The 24,892-nt window shown below is 43.5% G+C and carries 21 protein-coding genes and 1 tRNA gene; 9 read left to right on the top strand and 13 right to left on the bottom strand.

The window, feature by feature from the left end:
• Position 1: 1 nt before the first annotated feature.
• The 5 genes from G7092_RS27360 to G7092_RS27340 form a co-directional block, all read right to left on the bottom strand.
• Positions 2–880, bottom strand: coding sequence for a hypothetical protein (locus G7092_RS27360; protein ID WP_166094865.1), 879 nt, complete (start codon positions 878–880; stop codon positions 2–4).
• Positions 881–907: 27 nt separating this feature from the next.
• Positions 908–1,240 (bottom strand): hypothetical protein, encoded by a 333-nt coding sequence (locus G7092_RS27355; protein WP_166094862.1) that lies wholly within the window; start codon positions 1,238–1,240, stop codon positions 908–910.
• Positions 1,241–1,432: 192 nt separating this feature from the next.
• On the bottom strand, positions 1,433–2,377 hold the full coding sequence (locus G7092_RS27350; RefSeq protein ID WP_166094859.1) for an FAD:protein FMN transferase: 945 nt from the start codon (positions 2,375–2,377) through the stop codon (positions 1,433–1,435).
• 311 nt (positions 2,378–2,688) lie between these two features.
• Positions 2,689–3,762: a peptide chain release factor 1 gene (gene prfA / locus G7092_RS27345; protein WP_166094857.1), complete on the bottom strand. Its 1,074-nt coding sequence runs from the start codon at positions 3,760–3,762 to the stop codon at positions 2,689–2,691.
• Positions 3,763–4,018: 256 nt separating this feature from the next.
• Positions 4,019–4,774, bottom strand: a complete 756-nt coding sequence (locus G7092_RS27340; protein ID WP_166094855.1) for a UDP-2,3-diacylglucosamine diphosphatase — start codon at positions 4,772–4,774, stop codon at positions 4,019–4,021.
• Positions 4,775–4,887: 113 nt separating this feature from the next.
• On the opposite strand from G7092_RS27340, the gene G7092_RS27335 reads away from it, so the two are divergent.
• Entirely contained in the window at positions 4,888–5,136 is a 249-nt protein-coding gene (locus G7092_RS27335) for a hypothetical protein (protein WP_166094852.1), read from the top strand.
• Positions 5,137–5,220: 84 nt separating this feature from the next.
• A complete protein-coding gene (locus G7092_RS27330) occupies positions 5,221–5,562 on the top strand; it encodes a hypothetical protein (protein WP_166094850.1) in 342 nt (113 codons plus the stop codon).
• 321 nt (positions 5,563–5,883) lie between these two features.
• Here G7092_RS27330 and G7092_RS27325 read toward each other — a convergent pair whose 3' ends face one another.
• Complete coding sequence (locus G7092_RS27325; protein WP_166094848.1) at positions 5,884–6,636, bottom strand: hypothetical protein; 753 nt, start codon at positions 6,634–6,636, stop codon at positions 5,884–5,886.
• A 413-nt stretch (positions 6,637–7,049) separates the two neighbouring features.
• On the opposite strand from G7092_RS27325, the gene G7092_RS27320 reads away from it, so the two are divergent.
• From G7092_RS27320 to G7092_RS27310, 3 genes are all read left to right on the top strand, one after another.
• Positions 7,050–9,170, top strand: a complete 2,121-nt coding sequence (locus G7092_RS27320) for a prolyl oligopeptidase family serine peptidase (protein ID WP_166094845.1) — start codon at positions 7,050–7,052, stop codon at positions 9,168–9,170.
• 92 nt (positions 9,171–9,262) lie between these two features.
• Positions 9,263–10,036 (top strand): GDSL-type esterase/lipase family protein, encoded by a 774-nt coding sequence (locus G7092_RS27315; RefSeq protein ID WP_166094843.1) that lies wholly within the window; start codon positions 9,263–9,265, stop codon positions 10,034–10,036.
• 261 nt (positions 10,037–10,297) lie between these two features.
• Complete coding sequence (locus G7092_RS27310) at positions 10,298–12,568, top strand: Tex family protein (RefSeq protein WP_166094841.1); 2,271 nt, start codon at positions 10,298–10,300, stop codon at positions 12,566–12,568.
• Positions 12,569–12,671: 103 nt separating this feature from the next.
• Here G7092_RS27310 and G7092_RS27305 read toward each other — a convergent pair whose 3' ends face one another.
• The gene (locus G7092_RS27305; protein ID WP_076373882.1) at positions 12,672–13,148 is read right to left on the bottom strand and encodes an Lrp/AsnC ligand binding domain-containing protein; all 477 of its coding nucleotides are present in this window, start codon (positions 13,146–13,148) and stop codon (positions 12,672–12,674) included.
• Positions 13,149–13,300: 152 nt separating this feature from the next.
• Between G7092_RS27305 and G7092_RS27300 the strand changes: the two genes are divergently transcribed.
• Together G7092_RS27300 and G7092_RS27295 are read left to right on the top strand one after the other, a co-directional pair.
• Positions 13,301–13,412, top strand: a tRNA-Asp gene (locus G7092_RS27300).
• 477 nt (positions 13,413–13,889) lie between these two features.
• Positions 13,890–17,318, top strand: coding sequence for a ThuA domain-containing protein (locus G7092_RS27295; RefSeq protein WP_166094839.1), 3,429 nt, complete (start codon positions 13,890–13,892; stop codon positions 17,316–17,318).
• A 178-nt stretch (positions 17,319–17,496) separates the two neighbouring features.
• Here the strand turns inward: G7092_RS27295 and G7092_RS27290 are convergent, their stop codons facing one another.
• Both G7092_RS27290 and pdxR read right to left on the bottom strand, forming a co-directional pair.
• Entirely contained in the window at positions 17,497–18,069 is a 573-nt protein-coding gene (locus G7092_RS27290; protein ID WP_166094837.1) for a porin family protein, read from the bottom strand.
• A 252-nt stretch (positions 18,070–18,321) separates the two neighbouring features.
• Entirely contained in the window at positions 18,322–19,770 is a 1,449-nt protein-coding gene (gene pdxR / locus G7092_RS27285; RefSeq protein ID WP_166094835.1) for a MocR-like pyridoxine biosynthesis transcription factor PdxR, read from the bottom strand.
• Between the two features lie 82 nt (positions 19,771–19,852).
• On the opposite strand from pdxR, the gene G7092_RS27280 reads away from it, so the two are divergent.
• A complete protein-coding gene (locus G7092_RS27280; RefSeq protein WP_166094833.1) occupies positions 19,853–20,491 on the top strand; it encodes a pyridoxamine 5'-phosphate oxidase family protein in 639 nt (212 codons plus the stop codon).
• A gap of 334 nt (positions 20,492–20,825) precedes the next feature.
• Here G7092_RS27280 and G7092_RS27275 read toward each other — a convergent pair whose 3' ends face one another.
• From G7092_RS27275 to G7092_RS27260, 4 genes are all read right to left on the bottom strand, one after another.
• On the bottom strand, positions 20,826–21,386 hold the full coding sequence (locus G7092_RS27275; RefSeq protein ID WP_166094830.1) for a hypothetical protein: 561 nt from the start codon (positions 21,384–21,386) through the stop codon (positions 20,826–20,828).
• Positions 21,387–21,565: 179 nt separating this feature from the next.
• Positions 21,566–21,964: an HIT family protein gene (locus tag G7092_RS27270; RefSeq protein ID WP_166095551.1), complete on the bottom strand. Its 399-nt coding sequence runs from the start codon at positions 21,962–21,964 to the stop codon at positions 21,566–21,568.
• Between the two features lie 135 nt (positions 21,965–22,099).
• Positions 22,100–22,573, bottom strand: a complete 474-nt coding sequence (gene greA, locus G7092_RS27265; protein ID WP_166094828.1) for a transcription elongation factor GreA — start codon at positions 22,571–22,573, stop codon at positions 22,100–22,102.
• Between the two features lie 266 nt (positions 22,574–22,839).
• A complete protein-coding gene (locus G7092_RS27260) occupies positions 22,840–23,766 on the bottom strand; it encodes an NAD(P)-dependent oxidoreductase (protein ID WP_166094826.1) in 927 nt (308 codons plus the stop codon).
• Positions 23,767–24,152: 386 nt separating this feature from the next.
• On the opposite strand from G7092_RS27260, the gene G7092_RS27255 reads away from it, so the two are divergent.
• Positions 24,153–24,863, top strand: coding sequence for a hypothetical protein (locus tag G7092_RS27255; protein WP_166094824.1), 711 nt, complete (start codon positions 24,153–24,155; stop codon positions 24,861–24,863).
• Positions 24,864–24,892 lie beyond the last annotated feature (29 nt).

The following is a 24,892-nucleotide window of genomic DNA, read 5'->3' as shown; positions in this document are numbered from 1 at the left end:
GTTAATAAAAAAGGTAGTAAAATGTAAAGTTAAAAAACGATTCCCGCCTGTTTTCGAGGGTGCCCTCCACGTTAACCGGCATCGAATAGCGCCAGGAAGCTTCCAGCGTATAATGCGGCCTGTTATAGGCAACCGGTACCTTAAAGCTATAGTTAAGCACATTAAAGATCCTGTTTCTGCGTGCGGCACTCAGGTCGAGATTTTCTAATACAGCAGGAGGTAAAACGTGCTGGTAATTATGATCAACCTCATAACGCTGCACAAAATTCTGTGTTCCCAGGATCACATTGAATGAAGGATTGAACGACAGGTAGTCTTTATCGTCAAAAATACTCCAGCTGGTTTCAAAATATTTTGAGGTACTTACGGTAGTAAAAAAGTCATTCGACTTTCCGAAAAGATAATCCAGAACAACGGTGGTTTTAAAGAGTTTCCAGTCGTAGGCATTTTTAAAATTAATATCATTTGACGACGCCGATTTGATCACATTGGCATTCTTGTTAAATATGAACCGGGTATAACTAACCGCGCCCGAAAATGATTTGGAGAATTTGTAAAAATAGCCGCCGCCCACATCAACCTCATCAACAGGTGCATAGCCTAATACTTTGAGCACCGAGCCATATATAAACACCCCCGATTTGGTGTTATAAATAGCATCGCCGGTAACAAATGGATACTTGATGGGGCCGGTACGCCCAAAAAACAGGGCGTCGCTGCCATAACTTACACCAACAGAAACCGATTTTTTTCTGACAATAGTGTCTGTATCAGCATTGAGCCGATAGCTTTGACCTATAGTCAGGAGGTTCCTGTCAATACCTGCAGCGTACAGGGCATTGCTGCCGGCAATAAAAAAAAGTAAGCAAAGGTACTTCATCAATAATTGTTAATTTTTATTAACCTGTTAACTGCCATTTCTTCTGGGTATCTCCGGCGGGCGTTCCATACCCTCTGGCCGGCGTTGTCTTTTGGGTTTGGGTTTAGAGGTCACGGGTTCCCCTGAATCATCAACCTTTGTGGGCTTAGCCTGCTTTTTTGGTTTTGCTACCTCTTTAATTTTATTTTTTTCATCCTGCTTCGCATTTTTTACCAATATCGTATCCGCCAGAATTTTATTGTGCAGAATGGGTGCGATTTTGCTATAAACAGGATCCGACAGACTGTTTTTAGCGCCTGCAAATAACAAATATGGTGCAAATATTAATACCAGGACAATATACGCAAACCACTTTATCATTGAGGGGATGAAAAACTTAAAATTGTTGTCAAATATCGGTCAATTTATACAGTTAAATCCAAGGGGAGGGATACTGTTAACAAAAATACCATCTGCCTTAACATTTTGTATACAAAGTGTTAAGGCAGATGAGTAATGAAGCTTGCAGATTTGCCAGAATAATTATGATATGTTTAAATATAAATGCTTGTATCAGATACTAACATCCTTTGACGTATAAATACGGTTTTGGTCGTCAATAATAATACAGGCAATTTGATTTAGCTGATTGATCATATACAGGCCTGCGTTAACACCAATGTTAATCAGTGGTGAAGCCATAGCGTCTGATAGCTCGGCTGTTGGGCTGATGATGCTCACGCTGGTAATTTCACTTACCGGGAAGCCTTTTTTGGCCGTCATTACACTAACAAATTTTTTGTTGCTGATGCTGGCATATTTTTCGGCATTAATGGATGTGGCAAAAGCCATATTGCTGATATCCAGATGGGCAAATGGTTGTTTTCTTTGTTCCGGATCGGCTGTGCCAACTGTCCATGGTTTTTGGTTCGGCTGTGTACCCCAGGTTAGCAAATCGCCCCCTGCGTTAATAACACCGCTGCTTACGCCATTCATTTGCAAAATATATTTGGCGCGGTCGGCAGCATAACCTTTGCTATTAGCGCCAAAGCCAATGCGCATACCTTTTTCCTTTAAAAAAACGGTTTGCTTAGCGGCATCAACCACTACGTTTTTATAATTGGTAAGCATTACCGGCGAAGGTGCTATTTTAACATCGGCATTTTCGGCAAGCACGGCGTCATCAGTATAAGCGGTACCGGTAAAGTAAGTAATGTCAAAGGCTCCGTGTGTAAGCTCTGATATTTGAAGAGCTCTGTCAATCAGTCTGAAAATTTCAGTATTTGCTTTCACCGGTGCAATGCCCGCATTACGGTTAATCTGGTTAATATAACTGTCTTCGCTAAAAGCCGACAGTAATTTTTCAACGCGGTTAATTTCGTTGATGGCAATATCAATTTGTTCATCGGCCAGTAGGGGATCGTTCCCAACTACACTAATTTCAAATTTATCACCCATTAAGCGTACACTGCGCCTGTAAGTGGCTAAATTATTGGTTAAAGTTTTTACTGCCAGCATAAATAAAATTTAGTTATTGTCAAAAAAATAAGCGGTGTTATGAAGCGCTAAGTACAATACGAAAGTGTTATCAAAAGCGCTACATCATCACTGTACAAGGACTAAAGTAGGCGGCTTATATGAAAATAAGATGAAAAAGGGATTGTAATTATCGCATCGCGATAGTTTTCACATTTTTTAACAATTGGATTACAGTTGGTTAGGTAGAATAGGTTGTCTGTAAATTAAAAATGCCTTAAGTATATAACTTAAGGCATTTTTATATCATATTAAATAATCTTTCCGATCCAGAAAAACCGCGTCGGGTATGGTTAAACTACTGTTCCTTCTTTTAGTTTCTCTGCATTTTCGGCAAATTGCAGGGCTTCCATTATTTCCTGCAGATCGCCATTCATTACACCGGGCAGGTTATATATGGTAAGCCCGATGCGGTGTTCGGTTAAGCGGCCTTGCGGATAGTTATAGGTACGAACCTTTGCCGAACGGTCACCGGTAGATACCATGGTTTTACGTTTTTTAGAGGTTTCTTCCAGGTGTTTCTGCAATTCCATCTCATAAACACGTGAACGTAGAACCTGTAAAGCCTTATCGTAATTTTTTAACTGCGATTTTTGATCCTGGCATTGCGCCACAATACCGGTAGGAAGGTGGGTTAACCTAACGGCAGAATAGGTAGTATTTACCGATTGACCGCCTGGTCCTGATGCGCAGAACAGATCTTTACGGATATCACTTACCTGTAAGTCGATATCAAACTCATCAACCTCGGGTAATACTACAACCGAAGCAGCCGAAGTATGTACCCTGCCCTGGGTTTCGGTATCAGGTACACGTTGTACGCGGTGTACGCCCGACTCATATTTTAAGTTACCGTAAGCGTCTTCGGCGTTTACGTTAAACACAATCTCTTTATAGCCGCCACTGGTACCTTCGGTATAATCAACCAGTTCGGTTTTCCAGCCGCGTTTTTCGCAGTAACGCATGTACATGCGATAAAGATCGCCGGCAAAAAGAGCTGCCTCATCACCACCGGTACCACCGCGGATCTCGACAATAGCATTTTTGCTGTCTTCAGGATCTTTAGGGATCAGCATCAGGCGGATCTCTTCCTCTTTTTCTTCGCGCTGAACGAGTAATTCATCCAGCTCTGTTTTGGCCATTTCACGAAATTCTTCGTCTTTTTCTGTGGCCAGGATCTCTTTATTGGTGTCGATATTGCTGATGATGTTACGATAGATGTGGTACTCATCAACAATTTTGGCAAGGTCTTTATATTCCTTATTCAGCTGGGCAAAGCGTTTCATATCCGACATTACTTCCGGATTGCTCAATTCGCCTTCTACACTTTTCCAACGTTGAAATATCAGCTCTAATTTCTCTAACATATATTATCCTCAATATCTATAACTCATTACAGTTGATGATGGTCCGGGTTAAGAAAATTCTTTATGTTTTCGATCGGGATACAGACATACTGCAAAAAGCCCACAAAAATACATATTTTCAGGCATATATAATTCAGTGTATTGTAAGTATTATGGTGAGTGGTTAGTAGTGAGTGGTGAGTTTTAATTTTGAGTCAAAACCTTGATGTAAAATGGATATGAGTATTTTTACTACTCACCATTCACCACTTACTATTCAAAGCTTTTCAAACTGCTTTAATTTGAGTTCGGTCCCGTCAAATTCGGCGTAGGTGTTGTAGTTAACCCATTCGCCCAGATTAATGTAGCGGCTGTTGGGGTTTAGCTGTATATCCAGGGGCAAGTGCCGGTGACCGAAGATGAGATAATCGTAAAAATTGGTTTGTAATTCTTCGCGGCAAAAAGTAACCAGCCATTCCTGTTCCCCTGGTTTCGGGTTCTCTTTTTTCTCGTTGCTGGTTCGGCTATGCGTCGACCAATAATTGGCAATGCCCACCCCCAGGTTAGGATGTATGCGGGCAAAGAGCCATTGGCAAAATCTGCTTCGGAAAAAGTTTTTCAGCACTTTATAAAAACCATCGCCCGGGCCAAGGCCATCGCCATGATGCAGGAAAAACTTTTTGCCGTTGCGTTCTATCTTCAACTCATTGCTGATAATGGTGGCGCCCAGTTCCTTTTCAAAATAATCAAACATCCACATATCGTGGTTGCCTTTAAACAGGTAAAGCTTTACGCCTGCATCGGTAAGTTCGGCCAGTTTGCCTAAAAAACGGATATAGCCTTTGGGTACTACGGTTTTATATTCAAACCAAAAATCAAATACATCGCCCATTAAAAACAGCTCGGCGGCATCGGCTTTAATACTATCCAGCCAGCGAACTATCCGGTCTTCGCGTTTACGGCTTTCGGCATAACCGCCGGCGCCTAAATGAAAATCAGATGCGAAGTAAAGTTTGTTACGGATTGACGACATACCGGGCAAAAATACATTTTAAGCATGAAAGCAGAAAACGCTACCACTCACTGGATTTAGGGCAAACATCTCGCCCCGTTTATCGTTGTATACCTAATTAAACCCACAAAATTATGGCAATCCCAGAAAATCCCAATCTTGATGATGCTCAGGAAGATAAAGACCCTGGTAATGAATTTGAACAGGGCGACGGAGTAGATACCGGCAACCAAATATTGGATGCCGACGAGCCCAATATCAGCGGTTTGGAAAGAGCGAGCCGCGCTTCGGAATCAGCCTTTACCTTAAACTTTGAAGATGGCATAGCTCCCCGGGCCGATCAGCAGCCCGACAAGAAAAAGGACAGCAAGCTTGGCGCTTAACCATTTGTAAACATGGGCCAGGTATATTTGTAAATATTTGATGACAAGCACGATAAATCAAAGCTTTCCATTATCATTACAGAGATGAAAAAGATATTAACCTCGGCCGTTTTGCTACTTGCTTTTGCAGGTGCGGCAAACGCGCAGCACGCGTTTAACGCTGCTGAATTTAAAAATAACCTGGGTAAAACAGGCACCCTTTGCGATACGGTTTATTCTATGAAAATGGTAAACGATACGCTCACGCTGCTTAATCTGGGCGGTGCCTATCCGCATCAGAAATATACTGTTGCTGTAAAGGGCAAAACAACATTAGATCTCCCGCATATCAAAGGCAAACAGGTATGTGTAACCGGTATTTTTGAAATGTTTAAAGAACAGCCCGAAGTAGTGGCCACTCAGCCGCAGCAGATAGAGGTTCATTAAAAATAAAAGAGGCTGTATCATAAAAATCACCACTGTTGTTGGGCTACTGATGAATTGAGATTTAGCCGGTGATATTTATAAAAAAGTGGGTTTACACATTTTTCTCACAAAAAATATGTAATTAATTGATTATCAATTACATGAATCAATGTTAACCATGAAAAGTGTAAACCCATGTAAACCCACTTTTTTGTTAATTTAGTCAATCCAGCCCAAAACCAGCTACCGCTTAAATAGCCAAATAAGTCAATAAAAAAAGAGCCCGCTCATGAGCGGGCTCTTTTTTATTTGCAGAATAGGTGGAAACCTGTTTGATATCAATTAAAACTCTTTTACCAGGCCAAACACAATCTGACCTTCGGTCATCGGTTGTTTGGTAACTATACGGCCCAGGTTACTGGTACGGCCGGTAGTAGAAATATTTGGTCCATCCGACTTAATATAATTGCCTTTCAACAACAAGTCCCAGCCCGAACCCATGTCAAAGCGAACATCGACACTACCACCATAAGCAAAGGCTGTACCTTTTGAGCTTTGCTGGGTAAACGTTCCGGTTTGTGCCGGTACACCGGTAATATCCACAGCCACACTTGGTGTAGCGGTATTTTTAATAGCACCTGCCGATGCCCTCAGATCAAACCTTAAGCGATGGTATACAAATGTATATTGTGGGCCAATCAAAACATTGTAGCTTCTGTATCGCTTGTCGGCAGTAACAGTTGAGCCGTCGGCTTTAAAATCATTAGTATATCCCTGTGAAATTATTTGATCATCATTATAGGTTAAATTACCCTGATCTTGTTTGGATACAGTAAAGCCTATGGCAAAATGTTTGTAAAAATAAACAGCTCCATCAACACCCAGTACAAGCCCATTTTTAGCAAAGCCTGCTTTAGTGTTGCTGTAATCGGTGCTTTTAAAATCGCTCATCGGGCGTGACTGGCCACCAAATATGCCAAAGTAGCTTTTAAGCTTGGCCGGGGCGTCGCCATCGTTTTGACTATCCTGAGCCCGTGCATTAAACACTATCAGCATCATTAGGGCTGCCGTAAGTAATGTAAAGATTTTTTTCATGTTATAAATTTGTACTAACAACTTGTATAAGTTTGCAGCTTACCATCTTATCCGGTTTAGCAAACGTGTAAAAAAAAGCATTATTATCAATAAAGATGCAGATAGTAAAAATCCATTGTAAATAAATAATTACATCCGGAACCTGTTATCAATAAAAGCGGGATTAAATAACCCGGCTTTGGCTTGTTTTCGTAATCGGGGGCTAATATAGCTTGCCCCGCTCAATTAAACAGCAGGATTGGTTAAAATTAACAACTTTTAACTTTATCAGTTGATTAGTTCACTGGTTCATTTGTTCATTAGTGCAGGATCGGAGAGCTATGTTGCCAAGACAAATGAACAAATGAACCAGTGAGCCAATGAACGGACAAACAAAATCCCTACCTTTAGTTTTCCTGTAATTTAAAATCAACATGAAACTAACTACCTGTTTATTTGCATTTGCTGTTTTATTTTGCAGCTATACCCATGCACAACAAATGACTATAAAAACGCTACCCTACCCCCAGACCAAAAAAGTTGATACCGTTGATACTTATTTTGATACCAAAGTACCAGACCCATACCGCTGGCTCGAAAACGATCAGGCCACAGATACTAAAGAATGGGTAAAAGCCGAAAATAAGGTTACCCAAAACTACCTGGGCCAGATCCCGTACCGCGAAGAAATACGCAAACAGCTGGAAACCCTGTGGAATTACGAAAAATACACCGCCCCCTTTAAAGAGGGTAAATACACCTATTTTTATAAGAATGATGGTTTGCAAAGCCAATCGGTTTTGTACCGGCAGATAGGTGATAATGGTACCCCCGAGGTGTTTTTAGATCCCAATAAATTTTCAGCCGATGGTACTACCTCGTTACAGGGGATAGATTTTACCAAAGATGGCCACCTGGCTGCTTACCAGATATCCGAAGGCGGGTCTGACTGGCGGAAGGTGATTGTGATCAAAACCGCAGATAACAGTGTGGTTGGTGATACTTTAACTGATATCAAATTCAGCGGTCTGGCCTGGAAAGGTACTGATGGTTTTTATTACAGCAGCTATGATAAACCCAAAGCTGGCAGTCAGCTATCGGGCATGACACAGTATCATAAATTATACTATCACAAACTGGGCACTCCCCAAAGTACCGACAAACTTATTTTTGGCGGTGATAAGACCCCGCGCCGCTACATTGGCGCCTATCTTACCGAAGACGAACGTTTTCTGGTGATCACCGCAGCTACATCAACCACCGGTAACGAACTGTACATACAGGACCTGAGCAAACCGGGCAGCGATATTGTAAATGTGATAGACAATTTTGATAATCAGCATTCGATACTGGATAATGTAGGCAGTAAACTATATATCCTTACCAATATTTATTCCCCCAATTTTAAAATCGTTACGGTTGATGCGGCAAACCCAACGGTAACCCACTGGCAAAACCTCATCCCCGAAACTAAAAATGTATTGAGCGCCACTACAGGCGGTGGTAAAATCTTCGCCGAATACTTGCAGGATGCTACTTCTTTTGTGCAGCAATATGATATGAATGGCAAGCTGGAACGTACCATTACCCTGCCATCAGTGGGGACCGCTTCTGGCTTCGGCACAAAAAAGGTTGAGAAAGAAACCTATTATACTTTTACCAATTATGTTTATCCGCCCACCATTTTTAAGCTGGATATTGCTACTGGCAAATCAACCTTGTATAAAAAATCGGGTGTAAAGTTTGATCCGGAACTATACGAATCAAAACAGGTGTTTTATACCTCTAAGGATAAAACCAAAATCCCGATGATCATCACTTATAAAAAAGGTACGGTACTGAATGGTCAGAATCCTACCTTATTATATGCCTATGGTGGTTTCGGTGTTAGTTTGACGCCGGCTTTCAGTACATCAAACATTATATTGTTGGAGCATGGCGGTATTTACGCCGTGCCGAACCTGCGTGGCGGCGGCGAGTATGGCGAAACCTGGCACCGCAAGGGCATCAAAATGAAAAAGCAAAACGTATTTGACGATTTTATTGCCGCAGCTGAATATCTCATCAAAAATAAATATACCTCTAAAGAGCACCTGGGGGTATCGGGCGGTTCCAATGGCGGTCTGCTGATAGGAGCGATGATCACTCAACGCCCTGATCTGTTCAAAGTAGCTTTCCCGGCGGTAGGTGTTCTGGATATGTTACGTTATAACAAATTTACCGCGGGAGCCGGTTGGAGCTACGATTATGGTACCGCCGAAGATTCGAAAGAAATGTTTCAATACCTGTACAACTACTCGCCGTATCATGCCTTAAAGCCGCAGGAGTATCCGGCAACGATGGTTACTACCGCCGATCATGACGACCGTGTGGTACCTGCGCATTCCTTTAAGTTTGCCGCACGCCTGCAGGAATATCAGAAAGGTACGGCCCCGGTACTCATCCGTATTGAAACCAAAGCGGGCCATGGCGCCGGGCAATCAACAGCCCAGGTAATCAGCGGTCAGGTTGATAAATGGGCCTTCATGTTCTGGAACATGGGCGTGAAATGGTGAGGGAGTAGCGAGTTATGAATGTGTTAAAAGCCAGGCCACGTGCAATTCCTTCCCGCGGGAAGGGGAGGAAGGGGTTTACTGAACTATCCAATATGAAGCATTTTTTTATTGCCGCATTATTATGCTGCAGCATTTCATCAATCTTTGCCCAATCCAAAAAAACAAATATCAACATTGTTTTTATCGGCAATAGCATTACGCAAGGCGTGCAGCTGACTGATCCGGCTGCGGAAGCGCCGCCTGCTACCGCCATAGCCTGGCTGCGTAAACAGGTAAGCCTGGGTACGGTTGAATTTAGCAACCAGGGCCACAGTGGTTATACCACACTTGATTTTTTACCCGGTACCAACACCTTTACCCAGGTAGAACAGGCTGCTGGAGCTTTTACGGATAAAGAAGCCCTGCTGATATTTTCCATGAAATTAGGCACTAACGACAGCGCCATACAAGGCCCGCACGGCTCACCCGTATCGCCTGCTGATTATATCCAAAATGTAAAAACGATAACCGATAAGCTGCTGACCGATTTTCCGAAAGCTATCATTATTTATCAGCACCCCCTTTGGTACAGTCCAAATACCTATAATGGTGGCAAGTATCTGCAGGAAGGTTTATCGCGTCTGCAAAGTTATGTGCCCAAACTGGATAGCCTGGTAGCTACTTACGGTACCACCAATCCACACCACGTTTTTGTGGGGGATAAAAAAGGATTCAACTACTTCAAGAAACATCATTTAACGGATCTGATACCTGAAAATGGCAAGCAAGGCACATTTTACCTGCACCCCAACAAACAAGGTGCTTTAGCTTTGGGGGAGTTTTGGGGGAGAGCGATTGAGAAGGTGGTGAGGAAGGTGGCTAAGTAATGGATTACCTTAAATAATAAATACTATATCATGTCATTGCTGTAAGGGTACGAAGCACCCCTCCACTGCCGTTGTTGGTGTTGTCACCAACAACAATCTGCATGAGTAATTAACCAGTAAGTATAATGTTGGTGACAACACCAACATTGGCGGCGAGTAAATTCGGCCTGACCTGACCTTATAATACCTTCGCCATTCTTTTTACAAACCATTTTTGCTTTTTAACCAAAGAGTGCCCAACTTCGCAGTCCAAAGTTTACTATGATATCGCATTATAAAAAAATAGCCCAGGAGCTTTCCATTGCCGAAAAGCAGGTGAGTGCCACAGTTGAATTGCTTGACGAGGGCGCTACCGTTCCGTTTATTTCCCGTTACCGTAAAGAGGTTACCGGTACGCTTGATGAAGTGCAGGTGACCGAAATCCGCGACCGTGTACAACAACTGCGCGACCTGGATAAACGTCGGGAGGCCATCCTGAAATCGCTTACCGACATGGGTAAACTAACCCCCGAGCTGGAAAAGCAGATCAACGAGGCCGAAACTATGGTGACGCTGGAGGACATTTACCTGCCCTATCGCCCCAAACGAAAAACCCGTGCTACCACGGCCCGCGAAAAAGGCTTGCAGCCCCTCGCCGATTTATTACTGGAGCAAAACAAAGTTGATCTTGAAACCGCTGCCGAGGTCTATATAGATGCCGAAAAAGGGGTGAACAGCATAGAAGAAGCCCTGGCCGGCGCAAGGGATATCATTGCCGAAACCATCAGCGAAAATGCCGAGGTACGTACCCGCATCCGCGAGCTGTTTATTGAAAAGGGAACCTTTCAATCCAAAGTTGCCGAAGGTAAGGAAGAGGAAGGCATCAAGTATAAAGATTATTTCGACTGGACAGAACCCGTAAAATCGGCTCCCTCACACCGTATCCTGGCCATGCGCCGGGGCGAAAAAGAAGAGATCCTGTGGCTGGATATTAAACCCGAAGAGGAACAAGCCATTGCCATATTGGAAGATACTTTTGTAAAAGGCATCAACTCATCTGCCGATCAGGTTAAACAGGCCATTGCCGATGGTTACAAACGCTTGCTGAAACCATCTATGGAAACCGAGGTGCGCCTGGTTACCAAAAAGAAAGCCGACGAAGAAGCTATCCGTGTGTTTGCCGAAAATGCGCGCCAATTGTTATTGAGCGCACCACTGGGCCAAAAACGGGTTATGGCTATTGACCCGGGTTTTCGCACTGGTTGCAAACTGGTTTGTTTAGACGAACAGGGCAAGCTATTGGAAAATACCGCCATTTACCCGCATACGGGAGCAGGGCAGGCGCGTGAAGCCGAAAAAACTGTTCAGCATTTGTTTGAGAAATACAATATCGAAGCTATTGCCATTGGTAACGGTACTGCCGGTCGCGAAACGGAGGTGTTTGTACGCAATCTGAATTTGCCAGGCGCAGTGATTGTAATGGTGAATGAAAGCGGAGCATCTATCTATTCTGCATCCGATGTGGCGCGGGAAGAATTCCCGGATAAGGATATCACCGTAAGAGGGGCGGTATCTATAGGCCGTAGATTGATGGATCCACTGGCTGAATTAGTAAAAATCGACCCAAAATCAATAGGTGTTGGCCAATACCAGCACGATGTGGATCAGAACAAACTACAAACTTCACTGGATGATACCGTAATGAGCTGCGTAAACGCGGTAGGTGTGGAGCTGAACACGGCATCTAAACAGATATTAGCTTATGTATCAGGTCTTGGTCCGCAATTGGCGCAAAACATCGTGGAGTACCGCGATCAGAATGGAGCATTTAAACGCCGCGACCAGTTGAAGAAAGTTCCCCGTCTGGGCGATAAGGCTTTTGAACAGGCGGCTGGTTTTTTACGCATCCACAATGCCGAAAATCCGCTGGATTCCAGCGCGGTACACCCCGAGCGTTACAGCCTGCTGGAACAAATAGCCAAAGACATGAATTGCACGGTGAAGGATTTGATGGGCAGTGCTCCGCTGCGTAAAAGCATTCCGCTGCAAAAATATACTTCAGAAACGGTGGGTTTACCTACCTTAAATGATATCATGGCCGAGCTGGCCAAACCCGGTCGCGACCCGCGCGAGCAGTTTGAAGCTTTCAGCTTTACCGATGGCGTAAATGCCATTGGCGATCTGAAAGTGGGCATGAAGCTGCCGGGCATCGTCACCAACATTACCAACTTCGGCGCTTTTGTAGATATTGGTGTTCACCAGGATGGATTGGTTCACCTGAGCCAGATCACCAATCGGTATATCAAAGATCCAAACGAGGTATTGAAAGTGCACCAGAAGGTGGAGGTTACCGTGACCGAGGTTGATGTGAACCGCAAGCGCATAGCTCTATCCATGAAAGAAAATGATAAAAGCGCCCCGCAGGAAAGACGGAATGACGACAGAAGGCCTGGCAACGGGAACAATAAACCCACTTATAATAAACGGGTTGAAAAAGAACCAGAAACTGATATGGCTTTAAAGCTGGCTGCTTTAAAGAGTAAGTTTAAATAGGGCAATAAAATTAAATTGTCATCCTGAGCGATAGCGAAGGATCTGTTGTACGAATAGATCCTTCGTTCCTCAGGATGACAGTTGGGGTATATCAAGTAAAATTTTATTCCAAAGTGATCTGCCTCCTGATGCTTTCTTCAAGCGAAATAAAGGTTTCGGTACGTTGGATACCTTTAACTCCCTGAATCTGCTCGTTCAAAACCTCGCGCAGGTGGGTGGTATCATGACATACGATCTTGGCGAAGATACTCCACTCGCCGGTAGTATAATGCAGCTCAACAATCTCTTTTATGGTTTTTAATTGCTTAACCGCCTCGTTGTACTGAGAGCCCTTTTCGAGGTAAATACCCAGGAATGCTGTAATGTCATAACCTAGTTTTTGAGGATCTACTTCCAGGCTGGCTCCCTTTATTACACCCATCTCTTCCAACTTTTTCATTCGCACGTGTATGGTTCCGCCAGAAACGATTAACTCTTTAGCTATCTCGGTGTACGGAGTGGTAGCATTCTTCATTAATATTGATAAAATCTGAATATCAAGATTATCAATTTCTAAATTTTGAGCTTTTCTGTGGGACATAAATTTGAATATCTATATTGAAATACAAGTTTAATTAAAATTTGAATAAAAATAAAATATTTTTGTTGAAATATTTGCAAGGAATTGATGGGTCTATTAAATTTGTATCAAGCAAATGACAATTGCTTTCTGTTCTTTAATCAAAAAAACAATGTTGGGTGGTGAAATTTTTGGCAGACACACCTCCTTGTCCCGGTGGCGGAGATCATAGAAAACCCGAAGCGGGCTAACTACTCTGTGGAGGTTCGAATCCTTCCCCAACAGCAAGTTCCTCAGCAAGTCGTGGAACTTTTATCCTGTAGGATGGTGAAATTTTGGCAGACACACCTCCTTGTCGCGGTGGCGGAGAAATTGGGAAACTTTTAGCAATAAAAATAACCACTCCGTGGAGGTTCGACTCCTTCTCCTACAGCTCTTCTCATAATTTAGGTTTATAATTGGTTAGTAAAGGCCCCTGCCCATCAGGGGCTTTGCTGTTTTGCAATAGAACCAAGAAATTAGAATCAAGAATTAAGACAAAAAATACACCTTACTTATCTTTACTCCTGCGTTTAAGTTGTTTTCTCTCTTGATTCCTGACTCTTATTTCTTGATTCTTTTCTCAATTGTGTCATTTTTACGCATTGATATTATTATCTTAATATTTTTATGATAAATTTGATCGAATACTTATTATTGTAATCGATTGCGAAGCCCTTGTTCCTGATCGTAAAACCCAATTAAACCAATTATAATAACACCATGAAAAAAATCCTACTCCTTTTTCTCACAGCCTGTTGCTGCATCACTTATCTTGCATTTAAACTGGCTGGGAGCGGTAAACCCCGTGTGCTTATATTTTCAAAAACAATGGGTTTCCATCATGCCTCAATTGATGTCGGTATCGCAGCCATTCAGAAACTGGGCAGCGAAAACGGATTTGATGTGGATACCACTAAAAATGCCGACATGTTTACCGACGATAACCTTAAAAAATACGCCACCGTTATCTTTTTAAGCACTACCGGCGATGTACTCAATTACCGGCAGGAAGCTGCCTTTGAGCGTTACATACAAGCCGGCGGTGGTTATGTGGGTGTACACGCCGCTACCGATACCGAGTATGATTGGGGCTGGTACGGCCGTTTGGCTGGGGCCTGGTTTTATGACCACCCGGGCATTCATGATAAAAGCCCTAATGTGCAGCCGGGTGTTTTAAACGTAGTGGATAACAATAACGCGGCAACCAAACACCTGCCCAAAGTATGGAAACATACCGATGAGTTTTACAGCTTTAAAAAAGCGCCTGCACCCGATGTTCATGTATTGGTTACTATTGACGAAAGCAGCTATACCGGAGGCAAAAGAATGGGCTATCATCCTATGGTATGGTACCATGATTTTGATGGCGGACGTGCCTTTTACACCGAATTGGGCCATACCGACGAAACTTATAAAGATGCCGACTATCTTAAAATGCTGCTTGGCGGTATAAAATATGCCATTGGCGAAAACAAGGACCTTGATTATTCAAAGGTTAAAACACAATTGCCGCCCGATGAGGATCGGTTTAAAAAAACACAGTTAGTAACAGGTTCGTTTTATGAACCTACTGAGATGACCATTCTGCCTAATTTTGATATCCTGGTATTGCAGCGTCGTGGCGAGATTATGTTATACAACCACACTACTCGGAAAGTAAAGCAGGTAGGTGCTTTTGATGTATATTATAAAACCCTGCATACTCCCGGCGTAAATGCCGAAGAAGGGATGCTGGGCCTGGCTAAAGACCCTGATTTTGCCAAAAACCACTGGATCTATATTTATTACAGCCCTGCCGATAGCTCAGTTAACCGCCTGTCGAGATTTACTTTTGAGGGCGATACCATTACCAAGAAAACCGAAAAAGTAATATTGGAAGTAAAGGCCCAGCGCGAAATTTGTTGTCATACTGGCGGCTCCATCGCTTTTGGCCCGGGTCCTGATAAAATATTGTTCTTCTCGGCTGGTGATAACTCAACGCCTTTTGATGAGAAAGGACAGAAATATGTGAGCAGCGGCTACGCACCTTTAGACGACAGACCAGGTCATTACCAGTTTGATGCCCGCCGCTCGGCCGGTAATACTAACGATCTGCGCGGTAAAATTATGCGTCTTAAGATTAATGACGACGGAACTTATGATATCCCCGCAGGAAATCTTTTCCCGAAAGGAACACCAAAAACACGCCCCGAAATTTATGTAATGGGCGACAGGAACCCCTACCGTATTTCGGTCGATCAAAAGAATAGTAACTTATATTGGGGCGAAGTTGGGCCCGATGCGCACAATGATAGTTTAGATACCCGCGGCCCAATGGGTTACGATGAGATAAACCAGGCCCGTAAAGCAGGCAACTTTGGCTGGCCTTATTTTGTGGCCGATAACAAACCATATCATGTTTATGATTATGCTACCGGTACTTCCGGCGCAGCATTTGATCCGCAGCATCCTATTAATGAGTCGCGAAATAACACGGGTTTAAGGGATCTGCCGCCAGCACAGCCTGCATTCATATGGTATCCTTATGGACCTTCGGCAGAATTTCCGCAGGTAGGTACAGGCGGCCGTAACGCTATGGCCGGTCCGGTTTATTATACTGATATGTATCCGGATTCGACACGCTTACCCGAGTATTATAATGGTAAATTTCTTGCTTATGAGTGGATGCGCGGCTGGATAAAAGCGGTTAGCATGACCCCAGAGGGTGATTTCGATAAAATGGAACCATTTTTCCCGAAACTGAAATCGAATTCCATGATCGATATGGAAGTAGGCCCCGATGGCAGGTTATATGGTTTGGAATATGGCAGCGGCTGGTTCAGTAAAAACCCCGATGCCGGATTGTTCCGTATTGATTATATCAGCGGCAACAGACCGCCTTCTATAGCTTTCTTAAAAGCCAATAAAACATCGGGCAATTTACCGTTTGCCGTTAAACTAAGCGCTAAAGCTACCGACCCGGAAGGCGATCAAATCACTTACTCATGGAACCTGGGTAACGGAGTTACTAAAGAAACAACAGTTCCGGAGTTAAACTATACTTACACCAAAGTAGGCAGTTATAACATTACGGTTACCGCCAAAGACATCCACGGCGCCAAAACTAAAAGCACACCATTAAATGTATATGCTGGTAATGAAGAGCCACAGGTAACGGTAAAATTAACCGGTGGCAACAAATCTTTTTATCTTCCGGGTGTGCCTGTTAAATACGCGGTAAAGGTAACTGATGGTACTAAAACTGCCAGTGTCGACCGCAGTCGCATTTTTGTAGAGGTTAACTACATTGATGATTATAAAAAACCGGTATCGGCAACGCAGTTAGAACAAACTACTCCCGAAAACAGCGGCAAAGCTATTATGCTGAGCATGGATTGCAAAAGCTGTCATAAAGAAGTGGGCAAATCAATAGGTCCGTCATTTACCGAAGTATCGGCTAAATATAAAAAGGACCCTAAGGCGATGACTAAACTGACCCAAAAGGTAATAAAAGGTGGCGCCGGTGTTTGGGGCGAAGTACCGATGTCGGCACACCCCAGCATTAAAAAAGCCGATGTGGAGCAGATCATTACCTGGGTTCTTTCATTAAATAATCAGGGCAATAAAAAGAAATCCCTACCTGCAGAGGGCAGCATCATACCAAAACCGGGTAAACAGCCAAATGCTACCATGGTATTGTCGGCAGCTTATACAGACAATGGCGGTAAAAACATTAAAGCCTTAACCGGCAGGGGTGTGGCAACGTTAAAGAGCAATAATTACTTATTTGCCGGTAACGAAAAAGTGAACGGCTTTACCGCGTTTAAATACAACGGTATTAACCTGATGATTATGCCGCAAAACGGCGGCTGGTTTGAAGTAGATGGTATCGATCTGACCGGTGTACGCTCGGTAGATATGACCAACTTCTGGCAGGCACCTCCAAACAATACCCTCGATTTTGAGGTGCGCTTAGATGCGCCCGATGGTGAGCTGGCAGGTAAAGGAAGTATGCCTGTGCCAACAGCCGACCAGAAAGGGGGGCTTACCCATGTAACCATCAACCCGGTAACGGATGGCAAACTGCACAAGCTGTACTTTATTTACAAACCTGTAAAACAGGTAGCCTTGGTAGCCGGGGTTACGGGCTTACAGTTTAATGCAAAATAAGACAGGACTATCCCTGCAGATATAAAACAAAAGCCCTGGCAGGTTATCTGCCGGGGCTTTTGTTTTTATTCTTTGTCATCCTGAGCGGGGCGAAGGATCTATTAACGAACTATCATACGAGCTAGCAGATACTTCACTGCGTTCAGCATGACAAATTAATGGTGTAAAAAAGACTCCCTTAAAGTATCTTAAATCCTACGCTTAGCGCCCAAAGGTTTTGACGCTTGGCAAAGCTGTCGCTTACCTTGGTTAAGCCGCCTTCATAACGCAAATCGGCGGTGATAGAGCCTATGTCAACGCCCGCACCCACCTGATAACCAATATTGCTTTTGTTGAAATTATTAGCAGCTCCGCTCAGATTGCTGCCTAAACTTACACTGTTATCTAATTGATAAGTGTAAATAGGGCCGCCCATTACGCGGAAATTCAGGTCTTTTTGCCCAAATGATCTGCCGATTAACAAAGGCACGTTCAGGTTGGTAAACCGCACTTTACCGTTAAATGCGGTATTGTTATCGCTCGATTCAAATTTACCGCCTGTACCGCTTAAATAAAGCTCGGGCTGTAAATACCAGGTGTTACCTATGCGGGCAAATAAACCGGCCTGGTAACCGGTAAGGGTTGATTCTTTTACATTGTCGGTGCTGATTTTTGAAAAATTGACACCGCCTTTAATACCTAATGAAACTTGTGCTTTGGCTCCGATGCTGACCGCTATCAGTAATGCCGCACTCAATAATAATTTTTTCATAATCTTGATGTTGGTGATGCCGTGTGAGTGTTGGTTTACGCACACGGCTGTTTTTAAAATAAATTAGTTTATAAACGGCTTTTATAAGCAAAGCGTATTAGTTGATATGTTAAACTTTTAAACATTGCCCGCCATATCCGGTTCTATGGCCGGCTGTGGAGGCGCATATTTGCGTTTATTATGGCTCTATTGGCCTTATTTAGCAAGGGGCCGCAATTGTGCGTCTCTACAATAAAAAGTGGACTAAGTATTTTAAATATCACGGAGTAATTTGGCTAATATTTCAACACTGAGCTGTAGTTCTTCAACGGTGGATGACGCAAAGCCAAGCCTGGTAGTGTTGGATATTGCACTTTCCCCATCCAAATACAGACCTTGTTTTAAGGCATTTTGGGATAGCTTCACCAAATCTATATGTTTATCAAACTGCGTCCATACAGCCAGGCCACCATCGGGGATCTTAAATTGTACATGATGGTACAATTGGCTGTTCATCAGATCGCAAAAAGCATCACGCCTTTGCCGGTAAACGCGCAATGATTTACGCAAATGGCGCTGAATAATACCATTTTGCAAGAGCTCGGCCACCGCGTTTTCTAACAAGGTATCGCCCTGGCGGTCAATAATACGACGTAAGCAGGCCAGATGTTCAATCACATTTTCGGGCCCAATAAGATACCCCACCCGGATGGCGGGCGATATGGTTTTTGAAAACGAGCCGCAATACAACACCATACCCGCTTCATCGGCGCTGGCAAGCGGCATCAGGGGTTTATTCTGGTAATGAAAATCGTAGTCATAATCGTCCTCAAAAATGATAAAACCATGTTTTTGAGCTAATGCCAGCAACTGCACGCGTCTGTCGGCCCGCAGGGCTACTGTGGTAGGGTAGTGGTGGTGCGAGGTAACATAAACCATACGCACCGGTTGTTTTTGGCAAAGCCGTTCAAGCTCATCGATATCCAATCCATACTCATCTACGGGTATTTTAACCAGGTTGGCGCCCGCCTGTAAAAAGTTCATCTGCGCGCCCATCCAGCCTGGTTCGCCGGTCACTACGGTGTCGCCTGCTTGCAATAAACCAGTACAGGCCAGATACAAGCCCATCACCGTTCCGCGTACCAGAATAATATTGGCCGGGCTGATGTGCAGGCCACGGGTTTGGTTCAGGTACGCTGCCAGTTCCTCGCGCAGCCATGCCGAACCCCGGGTATCGCCATAACCCAAACGGGTGTAAGGATTGCCGGTTAATAGCTGAGTACGATAGGCTCTCGACATATCAAGCACAGGAGCCAGCCGCGTATCCGGAAAGCCATCATCAAGGTGCAGCGGCGTATTGGAAAGAGTTACTTTGCGCTGAAGGTGCGTTACCGAGCCGATATTAAAACCGGCTACCTGCGCTGTATTAATAAAGCCGGAAACTATAGCCTGTGGTTTAAACGCGGGTAAATGCCCGGCTACAAAGGTGCCGCTGCCCGTTTGGCTTTCCAGCCAGCCCTGCGCCAGCAATTCGTCGTAAGCACGTATTACTGTTTTACGGTGGATGCTTAATGAAAGCGCCAGCTGGCGGGTGCTCGGTAGCCTATACCCGGCGGATAAAGTACCCGCTTTGATCAGTCCCATTAATTGGTTGCTGATCTGCAAATAAACAGGCAGGGTATTGTTTTTATCGATATATAAAAGTGATGAAAGTATCTGCATTATAAACTGGACTACCTGTTTTGTAATAATTGGATGATTATGACGATCCAATAAACATATAATTTTATAAAAAAACAAAATTATGGCAGCTCCAAAATCACATCTCGTTCCGAGCCGGTCGGCCAAAAGAGCCAACTATGAACCGGAAACCATCCATAGCATACTTGACGAAGCGCTTTATTGCACCATCAGTTATTCGTTTGAAAATAAGCCTTTTTCTATCCCTACAGCTTTTGTGCGTTACGGGGATAAAATTTACATTCATGGCTCGGTAGGCAGTCACTTTATCCGCGAGCTGGAAAAAGGCATCCCGGTTTGTATCACGGTAACCCTGATGGATGCTCTGGTGGTTGCCAAATCGGCTTTTCACCACTCGGTGAATTACCGCTCGGTAGTGATATTTGCGCAAGCCGAAAAAGTAGAGAGCGTAGAAGATAAAATCGAAGCTTTTAAATGGCTTACCGATAAAATTGTACCGGGCAGTTGGGACTATTTGCGTCCCATTAAAGAAAATGAAGTACGCAAAACAACTGCTTTGGCTTTCAGTATTGAGGAGGCATCGGCCAAGATTCGCTCAGGAATGCCGGTTGACGACGAAGAAGATGAGGCATTGCCTATCTGGTCTGGATTGATCCCGTTGCAAAACGGACGCATGGCACCACTCCCAGATAAATTCAGCGAACATATGCCTTTGCCGCCGCACCTTGTTGGTGGTCTTTAGTCCAAAGTTTGAAATCTTGAGTCTATAAAGAGGAAACAGGAGTACGTATAGCTCCTTTCTTCGGGAAGGGGAGAAGTCTGGAGTAAGCAAATCAAATCTTCATAGTAGGGGGTTAGGCTAAAGCCACTAGCTGTTGGTCTATTTATCCGCCCCTTAAAAGGGACGGCAATGAATTAAAAAGAATAATAAATAATTAATTCATTGCCGTTGGCTTCAGCCAACGGATAATTGGCCAGGGCAACAGGGCTTTAGCCCAATGCTGTAGTTGTTATTAGCAAAATAGTTAGGTCTTTGGTTTAAGTTAAACGGAAAGTTCGCGGTGGCAGGGATAACTTTATAGAATGACGTTTCCGTCAAAATCAAACTTATATTTTCTGTTATCCCAGTCAGTAGCCAGAATATAATCATTGGTAATAACAAACTCTTCTTCATTGCTATCCAATGTTACAAAAATATCAGCACCGCTCTGCTGCCAAATCAAATCACCATTGGCACCTAAACGACTGATTTCTATTTCACCGTGAACAATATAGTCTGATTGATATTTGAATATTTCAAAACAAGTGGCAAAATCGGCTTTGGTTTTCCACTGTAACAGCAAAGTTGGTATGCCAAGGCAAAATACACTATCAGAACAACAGATCACCAACCTGTCAGGTTCAATGATCATTCCGGTTGCGTGAATAGCCGTACCTCCACCAGATGCCCCAATAAGTGCACTATTTAAAAGTGAGCCCTCCTTATAAACCTTTATCCCAAAAGCTGATGTAGATCGATAACCATTCTCATTGACATAAATGGCGTTATAATCATGAACATTAGCTGTCGAGTCGCGCCGAAAATCAGGATCAGAAAAAATGTCAATTTGAAATTCGCCTGCAATCAGTGGGGTCATTCTGGATAATTTCAGGTTTTCGAGAGATTAGTACAGGGAAGATTAAGTTTGATTATAAAAGTTTGTCATCCTGAGCGGAGCGAAGTATCTATTCGCCGATTTGCATATTACATGCCAGATTCTTCGCTGCGCTCAGAATGACAATTATTTTTTATTTGCACATCCGCACATCAATTCACTCAATCCCGCAGAGCAGCCTTGATTTTTTCTTTGGTAGCACTAAGTTCTTCGGGGGTAAAGCTTAGTTTGGGGCGGGCAAAGTTCATATCATCAACCCGGTTCATGGGAATCAGATGGATGTGCGCATGCGGAACTTCTAAACCAATTACCGCAACGCCAACTTTTTTGCAAGGGATAGCCTTTTTGAGCGCTGTTGCCACAATTTTCGCGAAAATGTGCAGGCCGGTATAAGTTTCGTCGTCCAGGTCAAATATATAATCAACCTCTTTTTTGGGTATTACCAGCACATGCCCTTCAGCCAGCGGACTAATATCCAGAAAAGCTAAAAACTCATTACTTTCAGCTACTACGTGCGCGGGTATTTCGCCCGCTATTATTTTTGAAAAAATGCTCATGATGTTTTTAGTTGATTGTGTGAATAGTTGATTGAGTTTGATTAAGTTGCCCGAATTTTGATTTTTCGTTGTGTTTATGCAAACATTGCTGTTTCCTGAAACTGAACCAACCTAATATAACTCAATCAACCAATAAGCCTATCTGCTGATTTCCAGTATTTCAAATTCAATTTTACCGGCCGGTACAGTGATCTCGGCGGTTTCGCCAACTTTTTTGCCCAGCAAGCCTTTTGCAATTGGAGATGTTACCGATATTTTACCGGCTTTCATATCGGCTTCGCTTTCTGATACCAGCTGGTAGCTCATAGTAGCGCCGTTTTTAAGATTTTTGATCTTTACCACAGATAATGCCAACACCTTGGATACATCCAGTTTCGACTCATCAAGCAGGCGTGCATTAGCCAGGGTTTCCTGCATTTGCGCAATTTTAGCCTCGTGCAAGCCTTGTGCTTCTTTTGCGGCATCGTATTCCGCGTTTTCAGAAAGGTCACCTTTATCCCGGGCCTCGGCTATAGCTCTTGATATATCCGCACGTCCGGTTGTTTTTAATTTTTGTAATTCTTCTTTTAATTTCTCTAAACCATCTTTGGTAAAGTATGATACCTCTGCCATAACAATAAATTATTTAATGTTCACTTAGTTGGTCATCCCAAAAAAAACCGCCCCCCTTTTTTTAAGAGGGACGCAATGACTCTAAAAACAAACAAGACTACATGGGCCCGAGCCTACATAGTCTTGCTTTTGTATTTAACGAAGATAAGTTATTTAAATTTTAATATCCAAATTTATTTGATGTGCGGATGTGTAAATATGCAGATGTGCAAATGATTGATAACCCTCTTTGCATCTGCATATCCGCTCATTTGCATATCTGCACATTATCCAATCGCCTCCAGTTTCTCGGCCATTACTTCGCTTATTTTGCGGTAGGAGTCAAATGTCCAGCCGGCAACGTGGGGGCTCAGCAACACCCTGCCGCTTTGGCGCAGTTCATCAAACCATACCTGCTCGGCCAGGGCCGGGAATTTTTCTACCTCCAATACATCCAAACCCGCACCCAGTATTTTACCCTGCTTAATAGCGTTCAGCACTGCGCTTACTTTAGCTGTTTTGCCACGCGAAGTATTGATGAAAAATATAGGCTTTTTAAAGTGGAAAAGATATTCGTCATCCACCAATCCATTTGTTTCGGGTGTAAGCGGGATGTGCAGACTCAGTACATCGCTATGTTTCACAATATCCTCCATGCTTACCTCCCGGGCATAACGATCGCTAAAGCCGGTTTTATATTTATCGTAAGCAATTACCTCTACCTGGAAACCCGAAAGCTTACGGGCAAAGCTATGCCCCATATGTCCGTAACCAATAATTCCTACGGTTTTACCTTTAAGCTCAAAGCCACGATTGGCTTCGCGCTGCCAGCTGCCGCCGCGTATTTCGGCATCGCCTTTATTTAAATTATTCATTAAAGATAACAGCAAACCAATGGCATGTTCGCCCACCGCGTCTGAATTACCTTCGGGCGCGTTGATCAGGCTGATGCCCTTTTCGCTCGCATAAGCTTCGTCGATATTATCCATACCAGCACCGGCGCGAGCCACAAAACGCAGGTTGGTTCCGGCATCTATCACCTGTTTATCAACCCTGAATTTGGAACGGATCACCAGTCCGGCGTAATCGCCTATGATCTGCAAAGCTTCATCAGCTTTGATCAGGGGTTGGTAATCGCATTGATAACCTTTGGCGGTGGCCATCTCCATAAATATGGGATGCACATCGTCAACTATAAGAATGTTATTTTTCAATTTCGAAATATTATGAAAGGGCAAATCTACAAAACCTCCAATTATTCGCCATCAGCTATTTATTGTGTGACAGATTTTTACAGTTTGAATAGAATTGCAAGGCAGATGTAGCATGCTGTATTTTGAACGCCGGTAATGACTCACCCCGACATCGCTTCGCTCGTCACCCCTCTCTACGCGAAGCGTAGAGAGGGGTTCTCTTTCTTTTTTCTTTACCCTCTTTCCGCCGCAGGCGAAGAGAGGGTGGTCCAGCGGAGCGTAGACCGGGTGAGTCGGCTATGCATCATTCAATCTTGAGTTCGTTTACAAACGAGCGCAAGTAAACCAGATGAATCTTTTTCACCGACCATTTTAAATATATTTGTTTAGCAACCAATCAATATTTTATGGAAAACTTACAAAAACAGGTTAAAGCATTAAAAATATACTCAGGTATGTTAACCTTGCTGGTATTAATAGTAACAGCATTCAGGCAGAACAATAACATCAACGAACATTTTAAACACATTACCGCCGAACGCCTGGATATTGTTGATGCCAATGGTCAGATCCGCATGGCTATCAGTAATCACGAGCGCCAGCACCCGGGCACCCTCGGCGGTAAAGAGCTGCCTAAACGCGACCGCCCCGCAGGCATGATATTTTTTAATGACGATGGAGACGAATGCGGCGGACTGGTTTATGATGGCAATAAAAATGGCGCTGGAATGGTTTATTCTATCGATCAATATCTGAACGATCAGATCATGCAATTACAATACAATCAATATAATCAAGGTAAAAATCTGCAACGGAGCTATGGTTTTAAACTGTGGGATAAGTACGATAATTTTCCTTCGGCGAAAGTGATGACCTATGTAGATTCATTAAAGAAACTGAATGATACCGCTGCGTACAATGCCGGCGTCAAAAAACTACAACAACCGGGCGTTATAACCGCCGAACGGCTTTTTGTAGGCAAAACCACCAAAGGCGAAGTAGGCCTGTTTTTACGGGATGATAAAGGCAGACCCCGTCTTAAAATTTATATCAATCAACAAAATCAACCTGTTATAGAAAGCCTGAATGATAAAGGCGAGGTTGTGGCGTCGAAGTAAAAACTGCCATTTTGAGCGGTTTCAAAAAC

Origin of the sequence: Mucilaginibacter inviolabilis, from assembly GCF_011089895.1 — a bacterium.
Classification (GTDB): Bacteria; Bacteroidota; Bacteroidia; order Sphingobacteriales; family Sphingobacteriaceae; genus Mucilaginibacter; species Mucilaginibacter inviolabilis.
This window is presented reverse-complemented; position numbering and strand designations above follow the sequence as displayed.